Origin of the sequence: Halomonas sp. 3H (genome assembly GCF_024206005.1) — a bacterium.
GTDB lineage: Bacteria > Pseudomonadota > Gammaproteobacteria > Pseudomonadales > Halomonadaceae > Halomonas > Halomonas campaniensis.
Genome location: NZ_CP100360.1, coordinates 3,291,256 through 3,312,815 on the forward strand (window position 1 = coordinate 3,291,256; position 21,560 = coordinate 3,312,815).

22 protein-coding genes are annotated in these 21,560 nt (G+C 70.7%); 5 read left to right on the plus strand and 17 right to left on the minus strand.

All coding sequences use genetic code 11. The features are described 5' to 3' along the window. Positions 1-55: 55 nt before the first annotated feature. A complete protein-coding gene (locus NFC98_RS15120) occupies positions 56-871 on the plus strand; it encodes a PEP-CTERM/exosortase system-associated acyltransferase (RefSeq protein WP_254275744.1) in 816 nt (271 codons plus the stop codon). Here the strand turns inward: NFC98_RS15120 and NFC98_RS15125 are convergent. The 4 genes from NFC98_RS15125 to NFC98_RS15140 all read right to left on the minus strand — a co-directional run bounded on the left by NFC98_RS15125 (position 866) and on the right by NFC98_RS15140 (position 4,353). After that, entirely contained in the window at positions 866-1,930 is a 1,065-nt protein-coding gene (locus NFC98_RS15125) for a DUF3541 domain-containing protein (protein WP_254275745.1), read from the minus strand. The genes NFC98_RS15120 and NFC98_RS15125 overlap by 6 nt on opposite strands. Then, positions 1,927-2,676, minus strand: a complete 750-nt coding sequence (locus tag NFC98_RS15130; RefSeq protein WP_254275746.1) for a trimeric intracellular cation channel family protein — start codon at positions 2,674-2,676, stop codon at positions 1,927-1,929. The genes NFC98_RS15125 and NFC98_RS15130 overlap by 4 nt, the downstream gene beginning before the upstream one ends. A 68-nt stretch (positions 2,677-2,744) precedes the next feature. Then, positions 2,745-3,767, minus strand: coding sequence for a DUF21 domain-containing protein (locus NFC98_RS15135; protein WP_254275747.1), 1,023 nt, complete (start codon positions 3,765-3,767; stop codon positions 2,745-2,747). Between the two features lie 88 nt (positions 3,768-3,855). Beyond that, positions 3,856-4,353 carry a DUF305 domain-containing protein gene (locus NFC98_RS15140; protein WP_254275748.1) on the minus strand — a complete coding sequence of 166 codons (498 nt, stop codon included), beginning with the start codon at positions 4,351-4,353 and terminating at the stop codon, positions 3,856-3,858. A gap of 350 nt (positions 4,354-4,703) precedes the next feature. On the opposite strand from NFC98_RS15140, the gene NFC98_RS15145 reads away from it, so the two are divergent. Together NFC98_RS15145 and NFC98_RS15150 are read left to right on the plus strand one after the other, a co-directional pair. Next, positions 4,704-5,201: an NfeD family protein gene (locus NFC98_RS15145; RefSeq protein WP_254275749.1), complete on the plus strand. Its 498-nt coding sequence runs from the start codon at positions 4,704-4,706 to the stop codon at positions 5,199-5,201. Positions 5,202-5,207: 6 nt separating this feature from the next. Beyond that, positions 5,208-6,257 carry an SPFH domain-containing protein gene (locus NFC98_RS15150; protein ID WP_254275750.1) on the plus strand — a complete coding sequence of 350 codons (1,050 nt, stop codon included), beginning with the start codon at positions 5,208-5,210 and terminating at the stop codon, positions 6,255-6,257. 44 nt (positions 6,258-6,301) lie between these two features. Here NFC98_RS15150 and NFC98_RS15155 read toward each other — a convergent pair whose 3' ends face one another. From NFC98_RS15155 to NFC98_RS15180, 6 genes are read right to left on the minus strand one after another with little or no spacing between them, the layout of a single operon-like run. Further along, positions 6,302-6,787, minus strand: a complete 486-nt coding sequence (locus tag NFC98_RS15155) for a GNAT family N-acetyltransferase (RefSeq protein WP_254275751.1) — start codon at positions 6,785-6,787, stop codon at positions 6,302-6,304. A gap of 7 nt (positions 6,788-6,794) precedes the next feature. Then, entirely contained in the window at positions 6,795-8,168 is a 1,374-nt protein-coding gene (gene astB / locus NFC98_RS15160; protein ID WP_254275752.1) for an N-succinylarginine dihydrolase, read from the minus strand. Then, positions 8,165-9,634, minus strand: a complete 1,470-nt coding sequence (gene astD / locus NFC98_RS15165) for a succinylglutamate-semialdehyde dehydrogenase (RefSeq protein ID WP_254275753.1) — start codon at positions 9,632-9,634, stop codon at positions 8,165-8,167. The genes astB and astD overlap by 4 nt, the downstream gene beginning before the upstream one ends. Further along, positions 9,634-10,677, minus strand: a complete 1,044-nt coding sequence (astA, locus tag NFC98_RS15170) for an arginine N-succinyltransferase (protein ID WP_254275754.1) — start codon at positions 10,675-10,677, stop codon at positions 9,634-9,636. The genes astD and astA overlap by 1 nt, the downstream gene beginning before the upstream one ends. Then, a complete protein-coding gene (locus NFC98_RS15175; RefSeq protein ID WP_254275755.1) occupies positions 10,677-11,750 on the minus strand; it encodes an arginine N-succinyltransferase in 1,074 nt (357 codons plus the stop codon). The genes astA and NFC98_RS15175 overlap by 1 nt, the downstream gene beginning before the upstream one ends. Positions 11,751-11,791: 41 nt before the next feature. Further along, positions 11,792-13,006 carry an aspartate aminotransferase family protein gene (locus NFC98_RS15180; protein ID WP_254275756.1) on the minus strand — a complete coding sequence of 405 codons (1,215 nt, stop codon included), beginning with the start codon at positions 13,004-13,006 and terminating at the stop codon, positions 11,792-11,794. Positions 13,007-13,182: 176 nt separating this feature from the next. Here NFC98_RS15180 and NFC98_RS15185 point away from each other — a divergent pair, with 176 nt between their 5' ends. Further along, positions 13,183-13,806 (plus strand): class I SAM-dependent methyltransferase, encoded by a 624-nt coding sequence (locus tag NFC98_RS15185; RefSeq protein ID WP_254275757.1) that lies wholly within the window; start codon positions 13,183-13,185, stop codon positions 13,804-13,806. A gap of 21 nt (positions 13,807-13,827) precedes the next feature. Here the strand turns inward: NFC98_RS15185 and NFC98_RS15190 are convergent, their stop codons facing one another. From NFC98_RS15190 to fabV, 4 genes are all read right to left on the minus strand, one after another. Beyond that, complete coding sequence (locus tag NFC98_RS15190) at positions 13,828-14,718, minus strand: DMT family transporter (protein WP_254275758.1); 891 nt, start codon at positions 14,716-14,718, stop codon at positions 13,828-13,830. Beyond that, positions 14,715-15,683 (minus strand): GlxA family transcriptional regulator, encoded by a 969-nt coding sequence (locus tag NFC98_RS15195; RefSeq protein ID WP_254275759.1) that lies wholly within the window; start codon positions 15,681-15,683, stop codon positions 14,715-14,717. The genes NFC98_RS15190 and NFC98_RS15195 overlap by 4 nt, the downstream gene beginning before the upstream one ends. Positions 15,684-15,801: 118 nt before the next feature. Continuing rightward, complete coding sequence (locus tag NFC98_RS15200; protein WP_254275760.1) at positions 15,802-16,014, minus strand: hypothetical protein; 213 nt, start codon at positions 16,012-16,014, stop codon at positions 15,802-15,804. A 53-nt stretch (positions 16,015-16,067) separates the two neighbouring features. Then, on the minus strand, positions 16,068-17,279 hold the full coding sequence (gene fabV / locus NFC98_RS15205; protein WP_254275761.1) for an enoyl-ACP reductase FabV: 1,212 nt from the start codon (positions 17,277-17,279) through the stop codon (positions 16,068-16,070). A 162-nt stretch (positions 17,280-17,441) separates the two neighbouring features. Between fabV and NFC98_RS15210 the strand changes: the two genes are divergently transcribed. Further along, positions 17,442-17,831, plus strand: a complete 390-nt coding sequence (locus NFC98_RS15210; RefSeq protein ID WP_254275762.1) for a hypothetical protein — start codon at positions 17,442-17,444, stop codon at positions 17,829-17,831. Positions 17,832-17,961: 130 nt separating this feature from the next. Here the strand turns inward: NFC98_RS15210 and NFC98_RS15215 are convergent, their stop codons facing one another. The 3 genes from NFC98_RS15215 to NFC98_RS15225 form a co-directional block, all read right to left on the minus strand. Continuing rightward, the gene (locus NFC98_RS15215) at positions 17,962-18,447 is read right to left on the minus strand and encodes a glutathione peroxidase (protein ID WP_254277857.1); all 486 of its coding nucleotides are present in this window, start codon (positions 18,445-18,447) and stop codon (positions 17,962-17,964) included. A gap of 70 nt (positions 18,448-18,517) precedes the next feature. Further along, positions 18,518-20,635 carry a DUF3488 and transglutaminase-like domain-containing protein gene (locus NFC98_RS15220; protein ID WP_254275763.1) on the minus strand — a complete coding sequence of 706 codons (2,118 nt, stop codon included), beginning with the start codon at positions 20,633-20,635 and terminating at the stop codon, positions 18,518-18,520. Continuing rightward, positions 20,632-21,558, minus strand: coding sequence for a DUF58 domain-containing protein (locus tag NFC98_RS15225; RefSeq protein WP_254275764.1), 927 nt, complete (start codon positions 21,556-21,558; stop codon positions 20,632-20,634). The genes NFC98_RS15220 and NFC98_RS15225 overlap by 4 nt, the downstream gene beginning before the upstream one ends. Positions 21,559-21,560: the final 2 nt, after the last annotated feature.

The window sequence follows — 21,560 nt, forward strand, 5'->3', positions numbered from 1 at the left end:
TATTCCCTGCTCGACCAGTAGACTTCACATATTCAAGGCGGAAGGATCCAGCGATATGACATCATGTTCTTCATCAAGGCAGGAATATGAGGAGACGAACCCTCTCCTTTCACGCTTCATGGAGGAGTTCAGCTTCAGCCTGGCACTGACGCCTCAGGAGAAGCAGCGGATCTATCGCCTGAGACATGACATCTACTGTGCAGAGCTGGGATACGAGGAGCCGACGGACAGGGAAAATCGGCTCGAATATGACGCCTATGACAGCATGGCCATCCACTGCCTGATCGAGCATCGCAGGACGGGGCTCGCCGCTGCCTGCACTCGCCTGGTGATGCCCCACCCCGAGTGTCCCCCTCCTCTGGACAGGCTGCCCCTGGAATCCTACGGCGGGCGCAGCCTTACCCACCCCGACCTCCATCCACAGAGGCTCCCCGCAGGCACTTACTATGAAATCTCGCGGCTTGCCATCTCCCGGGCATTCCGGACGAGAATCAGGGGGGGCGAGGTTCCCGGCGTGTCGGACAATCCTCATGAGTTCACACCGGAAGAACGGGAGACCTTTTCGCTGCTCGTCAGTGGGCTCTTTCTGGCCGGCTATGCCCTCGGGCGCATGTCGGGCAAGAATCTGGCCTTCGCAATGATGGAACCCAAGCTGCCCAGGCTACTATCGATGTCGGGCTTCCATTTCACCAAGGTGGGGGACACCATCGATTTCCACGGCAAGCGCAGTGCGTACTGTATCAACCGCGAGCAGGCCGAAACCGGCATGCATCGAGCGCTACTGCCCCTCTATCAGCATATTCAGAAGGAGTTGGGGCCACAGCTGGCCGCCGTTCTCGAGAGCCGTTCTCCCAGCCTGCTGACCTCATAGCCCATCGGCGGAAAGCGCCGGCCCGGGATAGAGCCTTCCCGGCCATCTCAGCACCATGATGGCCAGCACGTTGCGGTGCTCGCCGCGGGCCAGGTCGGTTCCCCCCTCGGCCGAGGGGATGATGCCGGTCGCGGGGTCCACCGCCTCGACCAGCATGTCGCGAATCCGGGCGACGAGCGGGTGCTCTCCCCGCCCGGCCAGCAGGAAGCTCAGCGCCACCTCCGCCAGGATATCCTCGGTGGCCATGGCGAGGATTCTCGCCTCCTCCCTCTCCAAGGCGGCCAGCACCCAGGCAAACTCCTCGACACTCACCTCCTGCTGGTAGTAGCGACTCGCCGCGATCACGAGGTGGGTCAGGCCATAGAGCCAGTTGTGAAACTCGCCCCTGTCGAGCGTCGCGACGCTGCCGGGCGGGTAGCGCTGGCGAAAGGCCGCGACGACCTCCTGTCGCAGGTCCATCACCCCCAGCTGGTGCAGGAAATGCACCTGGTTGGCCACCTGGGCGGCATAGATAGCCAGCACATCGGGATCGGTGAGGAAGGCTTCCCACTCGACCCCCGCCAGGTAGGCCAGCGCCCCCTCGTGCCCCTCAAGGCTCGGGATCAGGCCGTGGTAATCCGCCTGTGCCAGCCGGAACAGCAGCTGACGGGCGAAGGGGATCTCGCCCCACCCGGCCAGCATGCGCTGGCGGGCCCGTTGCTTGCGGCTGCCCACGGGATAGGCGGCGACGATCTCCCCGCTGCGCCGCTCGGCGTAGCCCGGGGTCGCCAGGCCTGCGATGTCCCGTTCGAGCCAGCCGAGCAGGCGCTCGCCATAGGCCCGGTTGAGGGGCAGGTAGCGGTCGTCACCGGTCAGCCGGTAGAGCCGCTGGGCATAGTGGCGCTGCTTGTCGGCGGGCAGCGTCGGCAGGGCCTCCTCGTAGACGGCCTGGATGGCCAGCCCCGCCCGCGCATGGCGCTTCTCGGCATCCTCCGTGGCCAGGCTGGCACAGCCTGCCAGCAGCAGGAGCAGGAACAGCAGGCAGGGCCCGCTCCAGCGAAGCGGCGGCGCCCGTCTCATGGCTTGTTCGGCCGGCGCTTCGACTGTTCCGGCCGGATCATCCTGACCCGCACCTTGGGCCGCGGCGACGCGGCGGGCGCTTCCGCGGGCAGGTCGCCGGAGGCGGGCTCGGGGGCCTTCGCCGGCGGGATCACCACCCACGCGAAGGTCGGCAGCGCCAGCTCCCAATGGATCGCCGCCAGGCGCAGGCCCAGGGTCACCAGCAGCGCCAGGGCAATGGTCAGGGTGCCGGGGGCGGCCAGGGCATCCAGCGCCACGTAGGTGACGCCACCGGCGATGGCTGCCGTGGCGTAGACCTCCTGGCGCAGCACCATGGGCACGCGGCGCGCCAGCACGTCACGCACCATGCCACCGGCCACCCCGGTGAGCATGCCCATCAGCACCGCGACCACGCCCGGGGCCTCCAGCAGCAGCGCCTTGTGGGTACCGATCACCGTGAACAGCGCCAGACCGAAGGCGTCGGCCACCGGCAGGAAGCCGCGGGAGAGGCGGTGGATGTAGTGAAAGCCCAGGATCGACAGGCCCACGGTGGCCAGGATCACCCAGAGGTAGGTGGGGTCGGTGACCCAGAACACCGGGCGCACGCCCAACACCAGGTCACGCAGGGTGCCACCGCCGATGCCGGTCACCGCCGCCAGCACCAGCATGCCGAAAGGGTCCATGCGGGAGCGGCAAGCCAGGATCACGCCCGACAGGGCGAAGACGATCACCCCTGCCATGTCCAGCCAGTAGATCAGCCCGGTCATTGGTGCTCCTTTACCGTCAGGCCTGAGATCGCGCCAAGGATAGCCCAGGTCGCCGCTCCCGCGCGCGTTCAGAAGCCCGCACGCTCCTGGCGGACGATCCCGCGCAGCAGCCGCCCCAGCACGTCCGAGCCGGTCAGGATGCGCTTCTCGTCACCCCACAGCAGGATCACGTCCTCATCGAGCACGTCGTCCTCTCGGTGTTCGGGCCGGACCCGGAAGCGGTGGATCACCTCCCCGAGGCGGGTCGCGGGGTCGCGGATCACGATGGGACGGTGGCAGTGGTCTTGGGGGGCGAGCTCGCCGTCATCGAACAGCGCCGCCCGCAGCAGGGCATTGACGTCGACCACCAGCCGCGGGTCACCTGCCTCGTCGACCAGCACCGCGCGGCTCCTGCCGGCCTGCTCCAGCGCGCACAGGAAGGGGTCGTGGCGGTGGCGATGGATCGGTGGGAACAGCGGCCGCTCGCCCTCGAAGGGCAGCGTGATCACGCTGCCAGGGGCCAGCGGCTCGCCCTCCCGGCCCAGGGGCACGTCGTCAAGGGTCAGGAAGTTCATGGCCCCGCGCCCCTCCACCCGGTCGATCTCGGTCTCCGAGGACTCCATGTGCAGGCGGATCAGCTGGTGCAGGTCGCGCTCGCGGAAGAAGGGAATCGCCTCCCCCCCCAGCCAGCGGTCCAGCATCCAGGCGGTGGGCCTGGCTACCGGCCACAGCAGCAGCTGGTAGAAGCGCATCAGCGGGGTAAAGAGCGCCGCCATGTGCAGCGCATGGCGGGAGAAGAACGCCTGGGGCAGGATCTCGGCGAGCAGGGTGATCACCACGGTGGAGAACAGGAAGGCCGCCACCGCTCCCATGACAGAGCCCGAGAGCAGCGCCAGCAGCACGTTCACCGCCACGTTCCCCCACAGGACGGTGACCAGCAGGAAGTTGGCATCCTGGCGCAGCGCCCGGACCCGCTGCGCCCGTGGATTTCCCCGCCGGGCCTCGATCTCCAGCTCCAGCTTGTTGATCGAGAAGAAGGCCAGGTTGAGCCCCGAGAACATCGCCGACTGCGAGAGGCACAGCAGGATGCCGATCCAGGTCAGCAGGGTCATCGAAGCCTCCTTGCCGATTGCCGAGTACTGACGCGCGCAGGCGGCCCGTAGGCCGCCTGCGAAGCGTAGCATCAGCTGACGAGGGAGGTCAGTCGACGCTGTGGCCGTTCGCCTCGAGCCAATCGCGAAGGAAGGCGATTTCCTCCTCCTGGGCAGCAATGACCTCCTCTGCCAGTTCGCGGAGCTCCGCATCCTCGCCGTGCTCGAGGACGATGTTGGCCATGTCGATGGCGCCCTGATGGTGAGGAATCATGCCGCGCGCGAAATCCACGTCGGCATCGCCGGTGAAGCCGACCATCATGCCCTCGTGCATCCGCTCATTGGCTTCGCGGTAGGCCTGCACCGCCGGGCTGTCGGCGTGCTCGCGGGCCGGTTCACCGTCATGGTGAGCCTGGCCATGGTCGCCGTGTGCGTGGCCATCGGCATGATTGTCGGCGGCGGCCGGCGTGGCCAGCAGCATGGCACCGGCCAGGGACGCGGCACACAGCGCGGCTGCCCACCAACCCGGTCCGGATGGGGAACGGGAGGCAGGAATGACGCGAATCTCGTCCTGGTGATTCGGCATGTGCGCCTGTCGTTGGGGCATCATGGAGCTCCTTTGCGGATGGGCATTTCTCGTTGAGGCGTGCAATCTGATGCCAATGGGCGGCCCAGGGCTGAAGAAGGGGCGCTGGCGTCGATTGGAGCGCCGGCGGCGGCAGGAGTTCCCGGCTTGAGGCGGCCACTCTTGCCGACACGCCAGTCCGATGACACTCATCCCGCGGATCACGCTTGTCCCTCGCTGCCTGGCCCGGGCAACCGCCCCCTGGCCTGTCATGAATCCGGCAGGCGTAGCCCATGGCCCGGTAACCGAGTACCCTCGTGGTGATTTCCTTATCCGAGCTCTGAAAGCCTCCTTCAACGAGCTGACTTCTGCTCCGCGCCACGGAACGCCCCATGGACTGGAACCCTGCCGTCATCTGGCTGATCGTCGCCCTGCTGCTGGGCCTGGCCGAACTCACTACCGGCGGGCTGGTGCTGCTGGCACTCGGCGCAGCCGCCGCCCTGACTGCCGCCCTGGCCGGCCTGGGGCTGTCACTTCCCTGGCAGCTGCTGGGCATGGGCCTCTTCTCCGGCGTTCTGGTGCCGCTGGCGATCTGGGTCATACGGCCCCGGTTCTCGCCCCGCGGCGTGGCCTACGGCACCACCGGTACCGGGGTGGAGAAGGGCCGCACCTACACCACCCTGCGTCGCGACTTCGACGGCGCCAGCGGCATCAAGATCAACGGCGACTTCTATCGCCTGCGGATCGCCGCTGACGCAGAGGAAAGCAGCGGCAAGACCGACCTGCCACCCGGCACTCGGGTCGTTTTCCAGACCTTCGATGGCACCACCGCCATCGTGCACCTTGCCCATTCGGCGCCGGACTCGGGCGCCCGCCAACACACGGAGTAATTCCGCATGGATCTTCCCGTCAGTCCGGGGCTGATCATCGCCCTGATCGTCGTCGTCATCGGCATCCTGATCATCGCCAAGGGGCTGGTGATCGTCCGCCAGTCGGAGGTGATGGTGATCGAGCGCCTAGGGTCATTCAACCGGGTACTGGAGAGCGGCATCAACATCATCGTGCCGTTCATCGACCAGCCCCGCGCCATCGCCATGATCCGCTATCGCAAGATGGGCGAGGAGTACCACGCCATCACCAGCAGCGAGACCCGCATCGATCGTCGCGAGACGGTGATGGATTTCCCCGGCCAGCCGGTGGTGACCACCGACAACGTCACGGTGAACATCAACGGCGCGCTCTACTACCAGATCATCGATCCCAAGCGCGCCGTCTACGAGGTGGAGAACATGAGCCAGGCGGTGGAGGTGCTGGCCAAGACCACCCTGCGCTCGGTGGTCGGCAAGATGGAGCTCGACAAGCTGTTCGAGTCGCGGGCCGAGGTCAACAACGAGATCCAGGCCGCCATGGAGGAGGCCGCCTCCAAGTGGGGGGTGAAGATCTCGCGGGTCGAGGTGCAGGACATCGCCATGCCCGAGGAGGTGGAGTCTGCCATGCGCCTGCAGATGGCCGCCGAGCGCAAGCGCCGCGCCACCGTCACCGAGGCCGAGGGCGAGAAGTCCGCCGCCATCGCCATGGCACAGGGCCAGCGCGAGTCGGCCATCCTCAACGCCCAGGGCGACAAGGAGTCCGCCATCCTGCGCGCCCAGGGCGAGCAGGAGTCGATCAAGCTGGTGCTGAGTGCCATCGGCGACAGCGAGGAGAACAAGCGCACCGTGGTGGGCTACCTGCTCGGCCAGAGCTATATCAAGGTGCTGCCGACCATGGCCAAGGACGGTGAGCGCGTCTTCGTGCCCTACGAGTCCTCCGCACTGCTCGGCTCCATGGGCATGTTCCGCGAGATGGCAGGCTCCCCGGAAGACGCCGTGGCCAGCCACCTGCAGGCCAGCGGCAACCGCAGTGGCCTGCGGGGCGGCGTGGTGGGCGGGGCGGCCAGCGGCGGTTGAGTCGCCGCGCCTGCCGCCAAAAGTGCCACGCGGCGGGCGCGGCGTCATTCCCCCGCCAGGCAGCGCTCCATGATGGCAACCCTTTCGCCGCGGTAGGATAACCATACCCGCTCCCGCCAGCCGAGCCGCGCATAGAGCGCCTGCTGGTCCGGGGTGAACAGCCAGAGCCGTTCGATGCCGGCCTGGCTGGCCTCGGCCTCCACTCGCCGCACCAGCCGGGAGGCGATGCCCCGCCCCCGCCACTCGGGGAGCACGTAGACCGAGGCCAGCCAGGGGCCCAGGTCGGGACGATCACTCATGTCCTCGGCCACCAGACTGGCGGTGCCCACCGGCCGCTCGTCCTGCAGCGCCACGAAGACCGAGGGTATCCCGCCCGGCCCGCACTCCGCCTCGAGCTCCGCCCGGCGGGAGGCGCGGGTCTCACCGGAAGAGAGGTGGCCCCACTGGTCGTGCTGCCAGCCAGCCACCCGGGCCAGGTGGGTCGAGTCGGCCCGGAGCCGCTCGATGCGAACCTCGAAGTCGTTGCCCATGGCCCCCTCAGCCCCGCTGGAAGGGGTAGACGCTGCCGATCGCCAGGATCCGGGTCAGCTCGTCCAGGGCGGCCAGCGACTCCTCGGCCAGCCGCGGGTCGGCCAGGTCCTCCGGCGCCAGGCGGTCGCGATAGTGGCGCTCCACCCAGGCGGTCAGCTCGGCGTACAGGGGCGCGTCGAGCAGCACGCGGCCGGAGAGCGCTCGGCGCTCGGCCTCGCCCAGCACCACGCGCAGCCGCAGGCAGGCGGGGCCGCCGCCGTTGCGCATGCTCTGCTTGACGTCCTTGACCACCACCTCGCCGATGGGGTTCTGGCCCGCCAGCAGGTGGTCCTGGATCGTGCGCCACACGCTCTCGCGCTCCTGGCACTCGCCGGGGACCACCAGGGTCATGGAGCCGTCCGGGTTGGACAGCAGCTGGGAGTTGAACAGGTAGGAGGCCACCGCATCCTCCAGGCTCACCGCCTCCCCGGGGATGCGCACCGGGATCAGCGGCGCGGCCATGCGCTCGCGCAGCGCCTCCAGGGTGGCCGCCTCGTCGAGGAAGGCCATCTCGTGATAGAGCAGCACCGGTCCGTTGCCCACCGCGATCACGTCGTTGTGGAAGACCCCGGCGTCGATGGCCTCGGGGTGCTGCTGGGCAAACACCGCCTGGCGCTCCGACAGGCCATGCTGCCTGGCCACCGCCTGGCTCGCCTCCAGGGTCTGGCGGGCCGGGAAGCGGCGTGGCATGACGCCCTCGCCGGTGCCCCAGCCGAAGGCCTCGCGGCCGTAGACGAACAGGTGCACGCCGGGTTCGCCGTGATCGCCGGCGAGTCGCGTGTGGTTGGCCGCGCCCTCGTCGGAGAACGCCGGGGTTGCGGGCAGCACCGGATGGTGGGCGAAGTGCGCCTCGTCGCGGAAGATCGCCGCCAGCACCCGGGCCGTGGTGGCCGGCTCCAGGAAGCGGTGGAAGCTCGACTGCAGGTTGGCCGGGGTGAAGTGCGCCCGGCCGTCCGGAGCGTCGACGCTCGGCGTCACGGTGGCGGCATTGGCCGTCCACATGCTCGAGGCCGAGCAGACCGCGCGCAGGATCTGCGGTGCCTCGCCGGCGGCCCGGGCCAGTACCCGCTCGTCGCTGCCGGAGAAGCCCAGCGCGCGCAGGGCACCGAGGTCCGGTCGCTGCTGGGGCGGCAGCACCCCCTGGGCGTAGCCGGCCTCCATCAGCGCCTTCATCTTGGCCAGCCCCTGCAGGGCGGCCTCCCTCGGGTTGGCCACCAGGCCCCCGTGGGTCATGGAGGCCACATTCCCCAGCGCCAGGCCGGAGTAGTTGTGGGTCGGCCCCACCAGGCCATCGAAGTTGACCTCGCGATAGTCGCGATCCGGTCTTGGCTGGTCGCTCACAGGCTCACCCCCGGCGGCAGCTGGTCGGGCAGGTGGAGATCCTCGCTCTCCATGGAGGCCACCGGGTAGGCGCAGTAGTCGGCGGCATAGAAGGCGCTGGGGCGGTGGTTGCCGCTCTCCCCCACCCCGCCGAAGGGCGCGTCGCCGGAGGCGCCGGTGGTCTGGCGGTTCCAGTTGACGATGCCGGCGCGGATGCGCAGCAGGAAGTCGTCCCAGTCGGCCCGCTCGCCGCCGATCAGGCCGGCGGAGAGGCCGTAGCGGGTGTCGTTGGCAAGCTGGATCGCCTCGTCCCAGTCGCGATAGCGATGGACCTTGAGCAGCGGCCCGAAGTGCTCCTCGTCGGGCACCGCCAGGCCGGTCACGTCGACCACCCCCGGCGACAGCAGGCTGGTGCCGGGGGCGAGGCGCTCCATGCGCGCCAGCACCGTGCCCCCCAGGGACTCCAGCGCCTCCTGGGCCTCGAGCAGGCCATCGGCGGCCGCCACGCTGACCAGGCCGGCGTAGAAGGGCGCGGGATCGCTGAACTGGTCGGCCACGTGGAGCCGCGAGACGGCGTCGCAGAGCGCATCGAGCAGGCGGTCACCGACCTGGCCCTCGGGCAGGATCAGCCGCCGTGCGCAGGTGCAGCGCTGCCCGCCGGAGAGGAAGGCCGACTGCAGAATGGCCAGCACGGCGGCGTCCTGGTCCGGCACGTCCCTGACCACCAGCGGGTTGTTGCCGCCCAGCTCCAGCGCCAGGATCTTGTCCAGCTGGCCGGCGAACTGGCGGTGCAGGAGGCCGCCCACGCGGGCGCTGCCGGTGAACAGCAGGCCGTCGATGCCCGGGTCGGCGGAGAGCGCCTGGCCGGTCTCGGCGGCCCCCTGGACCAGGTTGATGACCCCGGCGGGCAGCCCCGCCTGCTGCCAGCACTGCAGCACCAGGTCGGCGGTCAGCGGCGTCTGCTCGCTGGGCTTGAACACCGCGGTATTGCCGGCGATCAGCGCCGGCACCAGATGGCCGTTGGGCAGGTGGCCGGGGAAGTTGTAGGGGCCGAACACCGCCATCACGCCATGGGGGCGGTGGCGCAGCACGGCCCGGGCGTCACCCAGGTCGCGCTCCCGCTCGCCGGTCCGCTCCTGGTAGGCGCGCAGCGAGAGGGCCACCTTGCCGATCATCGCCCCCACCTCGGTGCGCGCCTCCCACAGCGGCTTGCCGGTCTCGTGGGCGATGGCCGTGGCCAGATCCTCTCGGTGGCTCTCCAGCGCTTCGCGGAAGCGCTCCACCAGCGCCTGCCGCTCGGCGAACGGGGTGCGCGCCCAGGCCGGGAAGGCGGTCCTGGCCGCCTCCACCGCCGCCGCCACCTGGGCCTCGGACGCCGCTGCCCCTTCCCAGAGGCGCTCGTCGGAGACCGGGTCGCGCTTGGTGAAGGCCGGGCCCTCGCCCGGCTGCCAGTGGCCGCCGATCAGCAGCTGGTGTCTCGCCTTCATCACGCCTCCTCCTCGGTATCCAGTATGCGCAGGGTATCGCCAGCGCCGACCTCGAGCCGCGCCGCCTCCTGCGGGCTCAGGGCGATGACGCCCGCCTCGTCGGGGCCACGGCCCACCCAGGCGGCGCGGAAGCCCGCCATGCCGGTGGTGGCGGCCAGCCAGCGCGGCCGCGCCGCCATCGCCGAGGCCTCGGCGACCTCGACCCGGCAGCGTCGCGACAGGCGAACGCCGCGCACGTCGTCGATATAGGCCTCCACCGTGGGGCCGCCGTCGAAGATGTCGATGTAGCCCTCCCAGCGCAGCCCCTCCAGCTTGAGCATGGCCAGCGCCGGACGGGTCTGCTCGTGGACCTGGCCGATGCAGGCGCGGGCCTCCTCGGAGAGGAAGGGGGTGTAGATCGGGAACTTGGGCATCAGCTCGCCGATGAAGCTCTTCTGCCCCAGCCCGGTGAGGCGGTCGGCCTCGTCGAAGTCCAGCGGGAAGAAGTGGCTGCCCAGGCAGTGCCAGAAGGGGCTCTTGCCGTGCTCGTCGAAGACGCCGCGCATCTCGGCGAGGACCTTCTCCGGGAAGCGGTCGCGGAACTCGGCCATGAACAGCCAGCGCATCATGGAGAGCAGCGCGCCGTTGCGCTCATGGCGACGGTCGCGGCCGCGGTACTCGGGGCGCAGGAACAGCGAGGCCACTTCGGCATCGCCGGTGTGGTCGGAGCTCAGGAAGAGGGTGTCGATGGTGCGGTGCAGGTCGAGCTGCACCGAGGAGTGGGCGAGGGTGCCTAGCCGGTAATGGTAGAAGGGCACCTCGCGCCCCACCTGGCCCTCGATGGCACAGCAGCCGGCCAGCTTCCCCCGGGTCTCGTCCTCGAGCACGAAGAAGTAGAGCCGCTGGTCCACGGGGGTGCGCTCCTCGAAGGCGCTGATCGCGGAAGCGATCTTGGCCGCCAGGAACTCGCGGTTGTCGGGCAGCGAGGTGAACCCCACGCCGGTCTCGCGGGCGAGGGCCTGCAGTTCGTCCAGGTCCCCCTCGGCGATCGGTCGAATACGCATCACAGCTCTCCCTCATCGTAGCCGGGGTCGTCCGCCCCGTCTCCGGGCAGCGCCAGCGGAGCGGCCAGCACCGCGCGGCCCTCCTCCACGCCGAGCAGCTCGGCATGGGCCGGCGAGAGCATCAGTTGGCCGGTCGGCGACAGCGCATAGCGTGCCACCACGCAGCGGAAGTCCTCGAGGCGCTGGTTGGCGACCATGGCCGGCTCGGCATCCGGCAGGGCATGGGCCGGGCGGATGCGCACCGGGTGCCAGGCGGCCCGGCGGAAGCTGGCCAGGCGCTCGCGCTCGGCCTTGATCACCGGCCCGGCATCGAAGATGTCCACGTGGCGCGAGCGCAGGAACCCCTCGGCCAGCATCTCCGCCATGGCCGCCTCGTGGTCCGGGTGTTCGCGGCCGATGGCCGCCCGGGCCTGGGGGGTGAGCAGCGGCAGGTAGAGCGGGAACTGCGGCATCACCTCGGCGATGAAGCTCTTCGAGCGCACGCCGGCCAGGTAGTTGATCTCCTGGTAGTCACGCACGAAGAAGTGGCGCCCCACGCTGTTCCAGAAGGGCGACTCGTCGGCGTCGTCCAGGTAGCCGGGGAAGGCCATGGCCAGGATCCCGGAGAAGCGCTCGGGGTACTGGGCGATGAACATCAGCCGCGCCCGCCGCAGCAGGCTCTCGGCGCTGGTGCCCTTGTAGCGCGAGTCCAGCGACAGGGCGCACAGCAGGCTCGCCTCGGAGACCTCGTGGGAGAGCGCCAGGGTCTGCACCTCGCGACGCACGTTGAGCTGCTGCGAGGCGTGGATCAGGGTCTCCTGGCGATAGGTGTAGTAGGCATCCACGGCGCCGGCCTGGGCGCGGACGGTGGCGGTACCCACCACCTCCCGGCGCTCCAGGTCCTCGAGCACGAAGGTGTAGTGCTCGTCGCCGGGGAAGTCCACCTCGCGGGCGAAGGCCTGGCGGGAGCGCGTGATGCGCTCCTCCAGGCGGTCACGGTGGGCCGGCAGGTTGGTCAGCCGCGGGATGGCGGTCCCGGCCAGCCGCTCCAGGGCCGGCAGGTCCGCCGGGCGGGCGGGGCGTACGACCAGCATGGCGGGATCTCCGGATCGGGGTTCGTCGAGGGCGGCGCGACTCACTGGCCGGCCACCAGCCGTGCCACCGCCCGCTCCAGGCGCGCCATGCCCTCGGCGATGTCGGCCTCGGGAATCACCAGCGACGGCGCCATGCGCAGCACGTTGGGGCCGGCGATCAGCGCCATCAGCCCCTCCTCGATGGCCAGCGGCAGGATGTCCTTGGCGCGGTCACGGTAGTCCGGCGCCATCTCGGCACCGATCAGCAGGCCCATGCCGCGGATCTCCCGGAACACCCCGTGCCGGCGATTGATCGCCTCCAGGTGCTCGCGGAACAGGTCATGGCGGCGGCGCACGCCTTCCAGCACCGCCGGGGTATCGATGAACTCGACGGCTGCCAGGGCCACCGCTGAGGCCAGGGCGTTGCCACCGTAGGTGGAGCCGTGGGTGCCGATCGCCATGGCCGGGGCGATGCGGTCGGTGGTGAGCATGGCGCCCACCGGGAAGCCGCCGCCCAACGACTTGGCGCTGGTCAGGATATCCGGCGTCACGCCGTACTCCATGTAGGCGTAGAGCGAGCCGCTGCGGCCCACGCCGGTCTGCACCTCGTCGAAGATCAGCAGCGCGTCGAAGGCGTCGCACAGGTCCCGCAGCCCCTGCAGGAACTCGGGGGTGGCCGGGATGATGCCGCCCTCGCCCTGCATCGGCTCGACCATCACCGCGCAGGTGTCGTCGTCGATCAGGTCGCGGACGCTGTCGAGGTTGTTGAACTCGCCGTGGACGATGCCGCCGGGCACCGGGCCGAAGCCCTGGGAGTACTTGGGCTGGCCGCCGACGCTGACGGTGAAGAAGGTCCGCCCGTGGAACGACTGGGAGAAGGAGACGATGCGGTGCTTGTGCTCGCCATGGTGGTCGTGGGCCCAGCGCCGCGCAAGCTTGAGCGCCGCCTCGTTGGCCTCGCCGCCGGAGGAGCAGAGGTAGACCTTGTCGGCGAAGGTGCGCTCGACCAGGCTGCGCGCCAGGTTGAGGGCCGGCTCGTTGGTGTAGACGTTGGAGAGGTGCCAGAGCTTGCCCGCCTGCTCGGTGAGCGCCTCGACCAGCACCGGATGGCAGTGGCCCAGGGAGTTCACCGCGATGCCACCGGCGAAGTCGATGTACTCGCGCCCCTGCTGATCCCACAGCCGGCTGCCCTCGCCGCGCACCGGGATCGCCTGCTGGGGGGCGTAGTTGGGCACCATGTACTGGTCGAAGTCGGCGCGGGTCGGGGAGTGGCTCATGTCGCTCATCCTGTCGGTGGGTGGGGATCCGTCACTCGAGTATAGGGAGCCCGCCCGCCGCGGTCTTTCACCGATGGGACGGCAACTTGTGTAAAAGGCAGCCGGCTCGCCCGCCGCGGGATGGCGCGGGCCGGATGGGGTAGGCTGGGGGAGATCGCCCCTCGAGGAGCCCCGTCATGTTCAATACCACCGCCTGGAACCGCCTGCGCTACAGCCTCTATGCGCCGGTCTACGATGTCGTGGCCGAACGCGCCTTCCGTCGTCCGCGCCGCGAGGCGCTGGGACAGGTGACCTGGCAGCCCGGCATGCGGGTGCTGCTGGTGGGCGCCGGCACCGGGCTGGACCTGCCCTGGCTGCCCAGGGACATCGAGCTGCACGCCGGCGACCTCTCCCCCGCCATGGTGACGCGCCTCGCGCGCCGCGCCGATGCCATGGGCCGTGACGTCCAGGCCCGGGAGATGGATGCCGAGCGGCTCGACTTCCCGGACGCCCACTTCGACGTGGTGGTGATGCACCTGATCCTGGCGGTGATGCCCGACCCGGTCCGCGGCCTCGCCGAGGCGCGCCGGGTGCTCAGGGAGGACGGCCAGCTCTGCGTGATGGACAAGTTCCAGCCGGACGACCGCCCCGCGGGCCCGGCACGGCGCAGCCTCAACGCCCTGACCTCGGCCATCGCCACCGACATCACCCGCCAGGCCAGGCCACTGCTGGAAGGGGCCGGCTTCGCCATCGAGCAGGACACGCCGGTGATGATGGGCTCGCTGTTCCGTGCCCTGCTGGCCCGCCCGACCCCGGCCTGAGCCGCCGCAGGCGAGCGTCGCTCAGCCCCGCCGTCGAGCGGGCATGATGGTGCACCAGACGCCGACAATCACCACCAGGCTGGCCGCCACCTGCAGCGGCAGGATGCGATCCCCCAGCAGCCACCAGGCCCCCAGCATGGTGAAGACCGGCAGCAGGTTGAGGTAGACCGCCGCCCGGGTCGGGCCGATCTCGGCCAGCGCGCTGTTGTAGAGCAGCAGCGCCACCACCGAGGGGAAGATGCCCAGGTAGGCAAGGCCCGCCAGCTGCGCCGCCGTGAGGCTCGGCACCACCTGCCAGGCGCCCTCCAGCAGGGCCAGGGGCGCCAGGGCCAGGTTGGCGATGGCCAGCATCACCAGCAGGCTGCCGTAGCGCGGGAAGCGGGCCATGTGCTCCTTGACCAGGAAGGAGTACCCCACCCATACCAGCACCGCCACCAGCATGATCAGGTCGCCGGGGTTGAGGCCGCCGGCCAGCGCCTCCGCCGTCCGGCCGGCCAGGATCACCGCCACGGCGCCGGCCAGGGAGAGCGCCACCCCGACCCACTGCACCGCCCGGAATCGCTCGCCAAGGAAGAGCACGCTGAGCAGCAGGGTGGCCACCGGGATCAGGCTCTCGAGGATGGCGACGTTGGTGGCCGAGGTGAAGCGCAGCGAGGCGTAGATCAGCGCGTTGAAGAAGGCCACGCCGGTGAGCGCCAGCCCCAGCAGCGGCCGCCAGTGGCGGCGGAACAGCGGCCAGCCCTGGCGCGCCTGGGCCCAGCCCAGCGGCAGCATGATCGACAGCGCGATGGCCACCCGCCCAAGCGAGATGGTGAAGGGCGGCAGGTCGGCCAGCGCCTTGCCTACCAGGATGTTGCCGGAGAAGATCGCCACCACCAGCAGCAGGAAGAGATGCGGGCGCAGGGCGGTCATGCCAGCCGCTCCTCGCGCGGGGTGAGGCCGAAGTGGTTGCGGTAGGCCGTGGAGAAGTGCGCCGCCGAGGAGAAGCCGGTCAGCAGGGCGATCTCCCCGGCGGGCAGGTCACCCTCGCGCAGCAGCCGGCGAGCCTGCTGCAGGCGCAGGTCCAGGTAGTAGCGGCTGGGCACCGCCTGGAGGTGCTTCTTGAACAGCCGCTCCAGCTGGCGCCGCGAGATGCCCAGGTGCTCGGCCAGCTCGTGGGTGGTCAGGGGCTCCTCGATATTGGCCTCCATCAGGGTCACCGCCTCGACCAGGCTCTCCGGCGCCCGGCCCAGCCGCGAGCGCAGCGGGACCTGCTGGGGCTCGTCCCCCATGCGCACCCGCTCCAGCACGAAGTGGGCCGACACCCGCTCGGCCAGCTCGCTGCCCTGGTGCTGGCCGATCAGCGTCATGATCATGTCCATGGCCGCGGTGCCGCCGCTGCAGGTGAGCCGGTCGCGATCGATCTCGAACAGGTGGCGGGAGAGCCGCACCCGCGGGTGGTCCCGGGCCACCGCCTCGAAGCGCTGCCAGGGCAGCGTCGCCCGGTAGCCGTCGAGTAGCCCCGCCCGGGCCAGCAGCTCGGTGCCGCCGCCGATCCCGGCCAGCACGACGCCCGCGGTGGCCAGCCGCCGCAGCCAGGCCAGCAGCGACTCGCTCGCCCCCTCGGGGTCGCTGGCACAGACCATCAGCATGTCGAGACCGACGTCGTCGCCGACCCGCTGCCGCGTCAGCAGCACCTGCCGCGAGCCGCTGGCCACCGGCTCGCCGTCCAGCCCGAAGGTGGTCAGCCGGTAGAGGGGCCGCCCCGCCAGCTGGTTGGCCACGGCCAGGGGCTCGGTGGCGCAGGCCTCGGCCAGCAGCGAGAAGCCGGGCAGCACCACGACGCCGACGTGCCGCGTCGGCGTGGCCGTGGAAAGGGAAGCGGGGGAGTCTGACATGCGCGGCAGTGCCCTGGGCCAGTGCAAAGCGACATCTTACCCAAGGGCATGGCGAACCACAGCCCCGCCGGGCGGGAAGGGAGGCGAGCGGCCGGACACCGTGGCCCGGCCGCCTCGTTCACTGGGCGCTGCCGCTGTAGATCAGCATCGCCGCAACCAGCAGGCCGAGGACGACGATGACGATGGGCAGCACGCGCTGCATGCTGCCGGCGGGCTTCCTCGCCTCGGGCTGGGTCTCGTCGGGCTCGGGATGCTCGTAGTCCTCGGGCTGCCTCACTTCCTTGAGGTGCTGGCGCTCCTCTTCAGGGGTCTGGCTCTCGCGGGTATCCATGGCGCCCTCCGGGTCTGCGGGAATACCGGCAGGACGCGGGTGGCGCCCTGCCCTTACAGGCTTACGACATCGAATTCCGCTACGGGATCCACGTCGGCATCGTAGTCGACGTCATCCCGCTCGAAGCCGAACAGCTTCAGGAACTCGTGCTTGTACCCAGCATAGTCGGTGATCTCGAAGAGGTTCTCGGTGGTCACCTGCGGCCACAGTGCCTTGCACGCCTGCTGGACGTCGTCGCGAAGCTCCCAGTCGTCCAGGCGCAGGCGGCCGGCCTCGTCGGTGGCCATCTCGCCGCCCTGCCCTTGTGATGAATAGAGCCGCTCGCCGAACAGGCGGTTGAGCTGCTCGATGGTGCCCTCGTGCAGGCCCTTCTCCTTCATCACCCGGTAGACCATGGCGATGTAGAGCGGCATCACCGGGATGGCGGCGCTGGCCTGGGTCACCACCGACTTGAGCACCGCCACGTTGGCGCCGCCGCCGGTGGCCGCCAGGCGCCGGTCGATCTCGCCGGCGGCGCGGTCCAGGTCCTCCTTGGCCTTGCCCAAGGCGCCATGCCAGTAGATCGGCCAGGTGATCTCGGTGCCGATGTAGCTGAAGGCCACGCTGCGCGCGCCCTCGGCCAGCACGCCGGCGCGGTCCAGGGCGTCGATCCACAGCTCCCAGTCCTCGCCGCCCATCACCGCCTTGGTATCCTCGATCTCCTGCTCGGTGGCAGGCTCGACCTCGGCCTCGATGATGGCATCCTTGTTGGTGTCGATGGCGGTGGCGCGGTAGGTCTCGCCGATGGGCTTGAGGCTGGAGCGCTTCAGCTCGCCGGAGTCGGGCAGCTTGCGCACCGGCGAGGCCAGGGAGTAGACCACCAGGTCGACCTGGCCGAGGTCCTGCTGGATCAGCTCGATGGCCTTCTCGCGGGCCTCGTGGGAGAAGGCGTCGCCGTTGATCGACTTGCTGTAGAGCCCTTCGGCCTTGGCGAAGCGGTCGAAGGCGGCACTGTTGTACCAGCCGGCGGTGCCCGGCTTCTTCTCGGTGCCCGGCTTCTCGAAGAACACGCCCAGGGTGTCGGCGCCATAGCCGAAGGCCGCGGTGACGCGGGCCGCCAGGCCGTAGCCGCTGGAGGCGCCGATCACCAGCACCTTCTTCGGTCCCTTCGACCGATCCAGGCCGCGGGCGCGAGTGGCCTCGATCTGCTCGAGGACGTTCTTTTCGCAGCCAACGGGATGGGTGGTGGTGCAGATGAAACCGCGTACCTTGGGCTTGATGATCACGTCAGACCTCGCTGTTCGTCGTTCGGGCGGCGGGCGCCCCTGTCATGGAGTGGCAATGGCCCTATTCTAGCGATACCACCGGGTCCTGTCCGCCCTTGAGCCGGGCCGCGGCCTGGGGCAGGATGCTCATCCCGGGGAAAGCGTGAGTTCTGGAGGGTACCGATGGATGCACAGACGCTGGTCGATGAACGTGGCGAGCTGTGGCTGGCGCTGGCGCCCCTGTGGCTGGAGCGCGAGCCCAGCGAGCGCGACTATGCCCGCATGATCGAGGTGATCGAGCGCCACGACCTGACGGTGAAGGAGCTGGAGTGGGTCTTTCGCCTGGAGCTCGCCCCGGTGCTGGGTCGCCAGCAGATGTCGATGGTCGGCGAGTGGCGCCGCTTCGATGACTACAAGCTGATGAAGCAGCTGGTGGCCCACAACCTGCGCCTCACCGGCTGGCGGCGCAGGAGCTGGGCGCTGTTCTCGGGGCTGACCACCATGATGACGCGGCATCGCTGGAACGAGCTGATCGCACGAGTGATGGTGGAAAGGGGTGAGGCACCCCCATGATGACCCGACTCTCCACACACCCGGCTGGAACGCGCTGATCGCCCGCCTGATGCCCGAACGGGGAGAGCTGCCCCACGAATGACGCGACGCTCTACCCACCGCTCGAACGCGCTGATCGCCCACGCCTGCCTCAACTCTCGTCGAGGGCCTTCTCCAGGGCCTCGCGCAGCACGCCTTCACCGTCCCGCGGCGAGAAGCGCCGGATCACCCGGCCGTCGCGCCCCACCAGGAACTTGGTGAAGTTCCACTTGATCGCCCGGGTCCCGAGCAGCCCCGGCGCCTCGCGCTTGAGCTCGGCGAACAGCGGATGGGTCTCGCCGCCGTTGACCTTGACCTTTTCCATCAGCGGGAAGCTGACCTGGTACTCCCGGGCGCTCAGGGTGCAGAAGTCCAGGGCGGATTCCGGCGACTGCCGGGCGAACTGGTTGCAGGGAAAGCCGATCACCATGAAGCCGCGGTCGCGGTAACGGCGATAGAGCCGTTCCAGCTCGCGCAGCTGGGGGGTGAAGCCGCAGCGGCTCGCCACGTTCACCACCAGCAGCACCTGGCCGCGCAGGGCGCCGAAGTTGAAGGGTTCGCCGTGGGAGGTCAGGCACTGGTGATCGTGGATCGACATGGTCGGCACTTCGCGGACGTAGTCACCCACGATGCCACGCCATGCGGCCGCACGCCAGCCCGGGGAGGCCTCAGGCCCGGGCGGGGCCTCGCCTCAGGCGCCGGCGCACCTCGGCGGCGCGCTGCACCAGGCGGCGGCGCCGCTCGCGCCGCTCGGCTGTGCCCAGCCGCGCGTAGCGCAGTCGCTCCAGCTGCTGGGCGCACTCGTCCAGGGCCGGCCCGGCTCCTCCGGCCATGGGAGCGATGCGCCGCAGATGCGCGGAGGGCGACTCCCCCGGGCGAGGGCCCAGGTCACGCCGGGCCAGCCAGGCCTGCAGGCGCCGCATCAGCACCCGCTCGTCGCGTCCCTCGCGGTGCCTGCGCCAGCCCAGCCGAAGCAGCAACGCGCCTACCGCCAGGCCGACACCGGCCACCAGCAGGCCCAGCAGGGCCGCGAAGGTGCCGCGGCCCGGGGCGGCCTCGGCCAGCCAGGTCCAGAAGGCCTGCAGCCGGGCTGTCAGCCGCGACATGAAGGCGCTGCGTGCCTCGCGCTGGTAGCCGATCACCCCGCGCTGCCAGCGGTACTCCAGGCGCTCCCAGTCCAGCCGCAGGCGGTTGACCCAGCCGATCTCGCGCATGCGCAGCGGCGAGAAGGGGGCATCGGCCAGGAAGGCCTCGCCGCCGTCGCCCACCGCCTGGGCGCCCTCCTCGATGCGCTCGGGGGCGATGGCCGCGGTGGGGTCGATGCGCTGCCAGCCGCCGTCGAGCCACACCTCGACCCAGGCGTGGGCGTCGTAGTCGCGCACCGTGAAGTGGCCATCCGGATGGCGCTCGCCGCCCAGGAAGCCCGCCACCACCCGCGCGGGAAGGCCCACCGCGCGGGCCAGCACGGCCAGGGCCGAGGCGTAGTGGGTGCAGTAGCCGGCCCGGCTCTCGAACAGGAACTCGTCGACCCGGTCGGCGGAGGTGAGCCGGGGTGGCGAGAGCGTGTAGCGGAACGGCGCCTCGCCGAAGCGCGCCATGATGGCGGCGAGGAAGGCCCGCGGCTCTCCGCCGCTCTCCTGCCACAGCCGCTCGGCGAGCTCCCGAGTGCGGGCGTTGCCCCGGGGCGGCAGCATGGCATGCCAGCCGGGGCCGGCCGGGTCCGGGTTGGCGGGCGACAGCCCGGTGCTCTCGAGGCGCAGCAGGCTCCGTGAGGAGAGCGGCGTGAGCCCTTCCAGGGTCCCGTCGGCCAGGAAGCGCTGACGCGTGTCGGTGGCCAGCGGCGCGCCCAGCGACGGCCGCCACGGCCGGCTGTCGGGCTCCAGCAGCAGCTCGGCGGTGAAGCGGGGCGCCGCCTCGGCCAGCCAGGGCGAGCGGCTGGCCTCCCGCACGAAGTCGCCCTCCGGCCGGCCCAGCGCCGCAGCCAGCCGTCGGGGCTCCGCGCGGGTCCAGCGCTCGCCGTCGAAGTGGGACAGGGTGTAGACCCGCCAGTAGCGCTCGACCGGGGCCGGCTCGTCGCCGTCGAAGCGTACCCGGAAGGCCCGGGCATCGCTGCGGGAGAGCTGGGCGATGTCCCCCGGGGCGATCTCGTCGGTCAGTCCGGTGGAGGCGCGATCCACCTGGGGCATGTTCCACAGCGGGCCGAGCCGCGGAAAGACAACGAACAGCAGCGCCATCAGCGGCGCCGAGAGCACCAGCAGCCAGGCGGTCTCGCGCCAGGCCTGGCGCGCCCCGCTGGCCCCGGCGAGCCACACCAGCGACTGCACCAGCCAGGCCACGGCCAGCAGCGCGCCCAGCGCCATCAGGATGCCCTGGTCGTGGAGGAAGGCCACCGTGGTGGTGACCAGGCCGATCAGCACCACCACCCGGGCATCGCGTCGGCTGTGGGTCTCGAGCAGCTTGAGCAGGTAGACGCCCAGCAGCAGGCCGATCAGCCCCTCCATGCCGTGCAGGGTGCCGTACTGCAGCCACAGCGCCACCAGCACCCCGGCCACCGCCACCAGGCGCAGCAGGATGCCCGCCCGGGGCAGGCGCCGGCGCAGCTGGACATGGCGATAGCCGGCCACCGCCACCGCGACCCCGACCAGCCAGGCGGGCATCCAGGCCAGGTGCAGGGCCAGCACCAGGCACTGGCCGACGAACAGCTGGCGCAGCATGGCGCCGCTCAGCGCCCGGCCGTCGGCCAGCACCGCCGGGGCTCCGAGCCGCGTGCCACGTCGGCGGATCATCGCCTGGCCCCCTGCGCTCCCGGCGGCACGCAGCGCGCCAGCGCCTCCAGGGCCTCCCGCCGCTGGCGGGGGCCCTCGCCCTGGGGCAGCGTGACCCCGGGCAGCCGCAGCCCGTAGCGGTCGCCGGCCCGGTGGTGGGCCAGCACCCGGGCGCAGAGCAGCGACAGGCGGCGCTCCGGGTCGCCGCGGCAGGCGTCGTAGTCGAGCCACAGCTGCTGGCGAGGCGGCACGCTGAACGCCTTGGCCGCCAGCACCCCGGTGCGACTCCACTGCTTCCAGGCCAGCCGCGCCGGGCTGTCGCCGGGCTCGGCGCGGCGCAGGCCGGCGAAGTCGGTGGCCTCCAGGCCCGCACCGGCCAGGCGGTGGCCGGGCTCCTCCTCGTCCAGGGGACGCGGGTAGACCAGCAGCGACTCGCGGCACTCGAGCCAGGCCAGGGCGCGCACCAGCCCCAGCGGCCAACGGGTCTCCAGGCGCAGCAGCGGCAGCGGCTGCACGCCGCGGCGGGGCGCCGGCAGGGCCAGGGTCGCACCGCCCTGGCCGTCGGGCAGGTCGACCCGGGCCGAGGCCCCGCCGCCATGCAGTTCCAGGGCGGTGCGCGGCCGCCCACCGGCGAGGTGCACCCCGAGGCGCGCCTCGCCGCCGGCGAAGACCTCCTGGGGCAGGCGCAGCGTCGCCGAGACCCCCAGCAGGTTGCGCCAGGTGCGCAGCAGGGTGACGACGCCCAGGGCGAGCAGCCAGAAGGCCAGGATATAGGCCAGGGTGTTCTGGTAGTTGATGCCGAACAGCAGCAGCAGGAGCACCAGCCCGGCCCAGCCGAGCCCGAAGCGGGTCGGCAGCAGGAAGAGGCGCCGCTGGGGCAGCGCGGTGCCCGGGGCGATCGCCACCCGGCGCCACCAGCGCTGGCGTGCCCCGCGCCAGAACATGG

What these genes read in the sequence shown, in the direction of transcription:
- NFC98_RS15190 (WP_254275758.1), bottom strand. Translation starts at nt 14,718, where the DNA reads ATGACCGCCCTGCGCCCGCATCTCTTCCTGCTGCTGGTGGTGGCGATC.
- NFC98_RS15220 (WP_254275763.1), bottom strand. Translation starts at nt 20,635, where the DNA reads ATGATCCGCCGACGTGGCACGCGGCTCGGAGCCCCGGCGGTGCTGGCC.
- NFC98_RS15180 (WP_254275756.1), bottom strand. Translation starts at nt 13,006, where the DNA reads ATGAGCCACTCCCCGACCCGCGCCGACTTCGACCAGTACATGGTGCCC.
- NFC98_RS15175 (WP_254275755.1), bottom strand. Translation starts at nt 11,750, where the DNA reads ATGCTGGTCGTACGCCCCGCCCGCCCGGCGGACCTGCCGGCCCTGGAG.
- NFC98_RS15200 (WP_254275760.1), bottom strand. Translation starts at nt 16,014, where the DNA reads ATGGATACCCGCGAGAGCCAGACCCCTGAAGAGGAGCGCCAGCACCTC.
- NFC98_RS15155 (WP_254275751.1), bottom strand. Translation starts at nt 6,787, where the DNA reads ATGGGCAACGACTTCGAGGTTCGCATCGAGCGGCTCCGGGCCGACTCG.
- NFC98_RS15145 (WP_254275749.1), top strand. Translation starts at nt 4,704, where the DNA reads ATGGACTGGAACCCTGCCGTCATCTGGCTGATCGTCGCCCTGCTGCTG.
- NFC98_RS15150 (WP_254275750.1), top strand. Translation starts at nt 5,208, where the DNA reads ATGGATCTTCCCGTCAGTCCGGGGCTGATCATCGCCCTGATCGTCGTC.
- NFC98_RS15210 (WP_254275762.1), top strand. Translation starts at nt 17,442, where the DNA reads ATGGATGCACAGACGCTGGTCGATGAACGTGGCGAGCTGTGGCTGGCG.
- NFC98_RS15135 (WP_254275747.1), bottom strand. Translation starts at nt 3,767, where the DNA reads ATGACCCTGCTGACCTGGATCGGCATCCTGCTGTGCCTCTCGCAGTCG.
- NFC98_RS15215 (WP_254277857.1), bottom strand. Translation starts at nt 18,447, where the DNA reads ATGTCGATCCACGATCACCAGTGCCTGACCTCCCACGGCGAACCCTTC.
- NFC98_RS15185 (WP_254275757.1), top strand. Translation starts at nt 13,183, where the DNA reads ATGTTCAATACCACCGCCTGGAACCGCCTGCGCTACAGCCTCTATGCG.
- astA (WP_254275754.1), bottom strand. Translation starts at nt 10,677, where the DNA reads ATGCGTATTCGACCGATCGCCGAGGGGGACCTGGACGAACTGCAGGCC.
- NFC98_RS15225 (WP_254275764.1), bottom strand. Translation starts at nt 21,558, where the DNA reads ATGTTCTGGCGCGGGGCACGCCAGCGCTGGTGGCGCCGGGTGGCGATC.
- NFC98_RS15195 (WP_254275759.1), bottom strand. Translation starts at nt 15,683, where the DNA reads ATGTCAGACTCCCCCGCTTCCCTTTCCACGGCCACGCCGACGCGGCAC.
- astD (WP_254275753.1), bottom strand. Translation starts at nt 9,634, where the DNA reads ATGAAGGCGAGACACCAGCTGCTGATCGGCGGCCACTGGCAGCCGGGC.
- NFC98_RS15120 (WP_254275744.1), top strand. Translation starts at nt 56, where the DNA reads ATGACATCATGTTCTTCATCAAGGCAGGAATATGAGGAGACGAACCCT.
- NFC98_RS15140 (WP_254275748.1), bottom strand. Translation starts at nt 4,353, where the DNA reads ATGCCCCAACGACAGGCGCACATGCCGAATCACCAGGACGAGATTCGC.
- NFC98_RS15130 (WP_254275746.1), bottom strand. Translation starts at nt 2,676, where the DNA reads ATGACCGGGCTGATCTACTGGCTGGACATGGCAGGGGTGATCGTCTTC.
- NFC98_RS15125 (WP_254275745.1), bottom strand. Translation starts at nt 1,930, where the DNA reads ATGAGACGGGCGCCGCCGCTTCGCTGGAGCGGGCCCTGCCTGCTGTTC.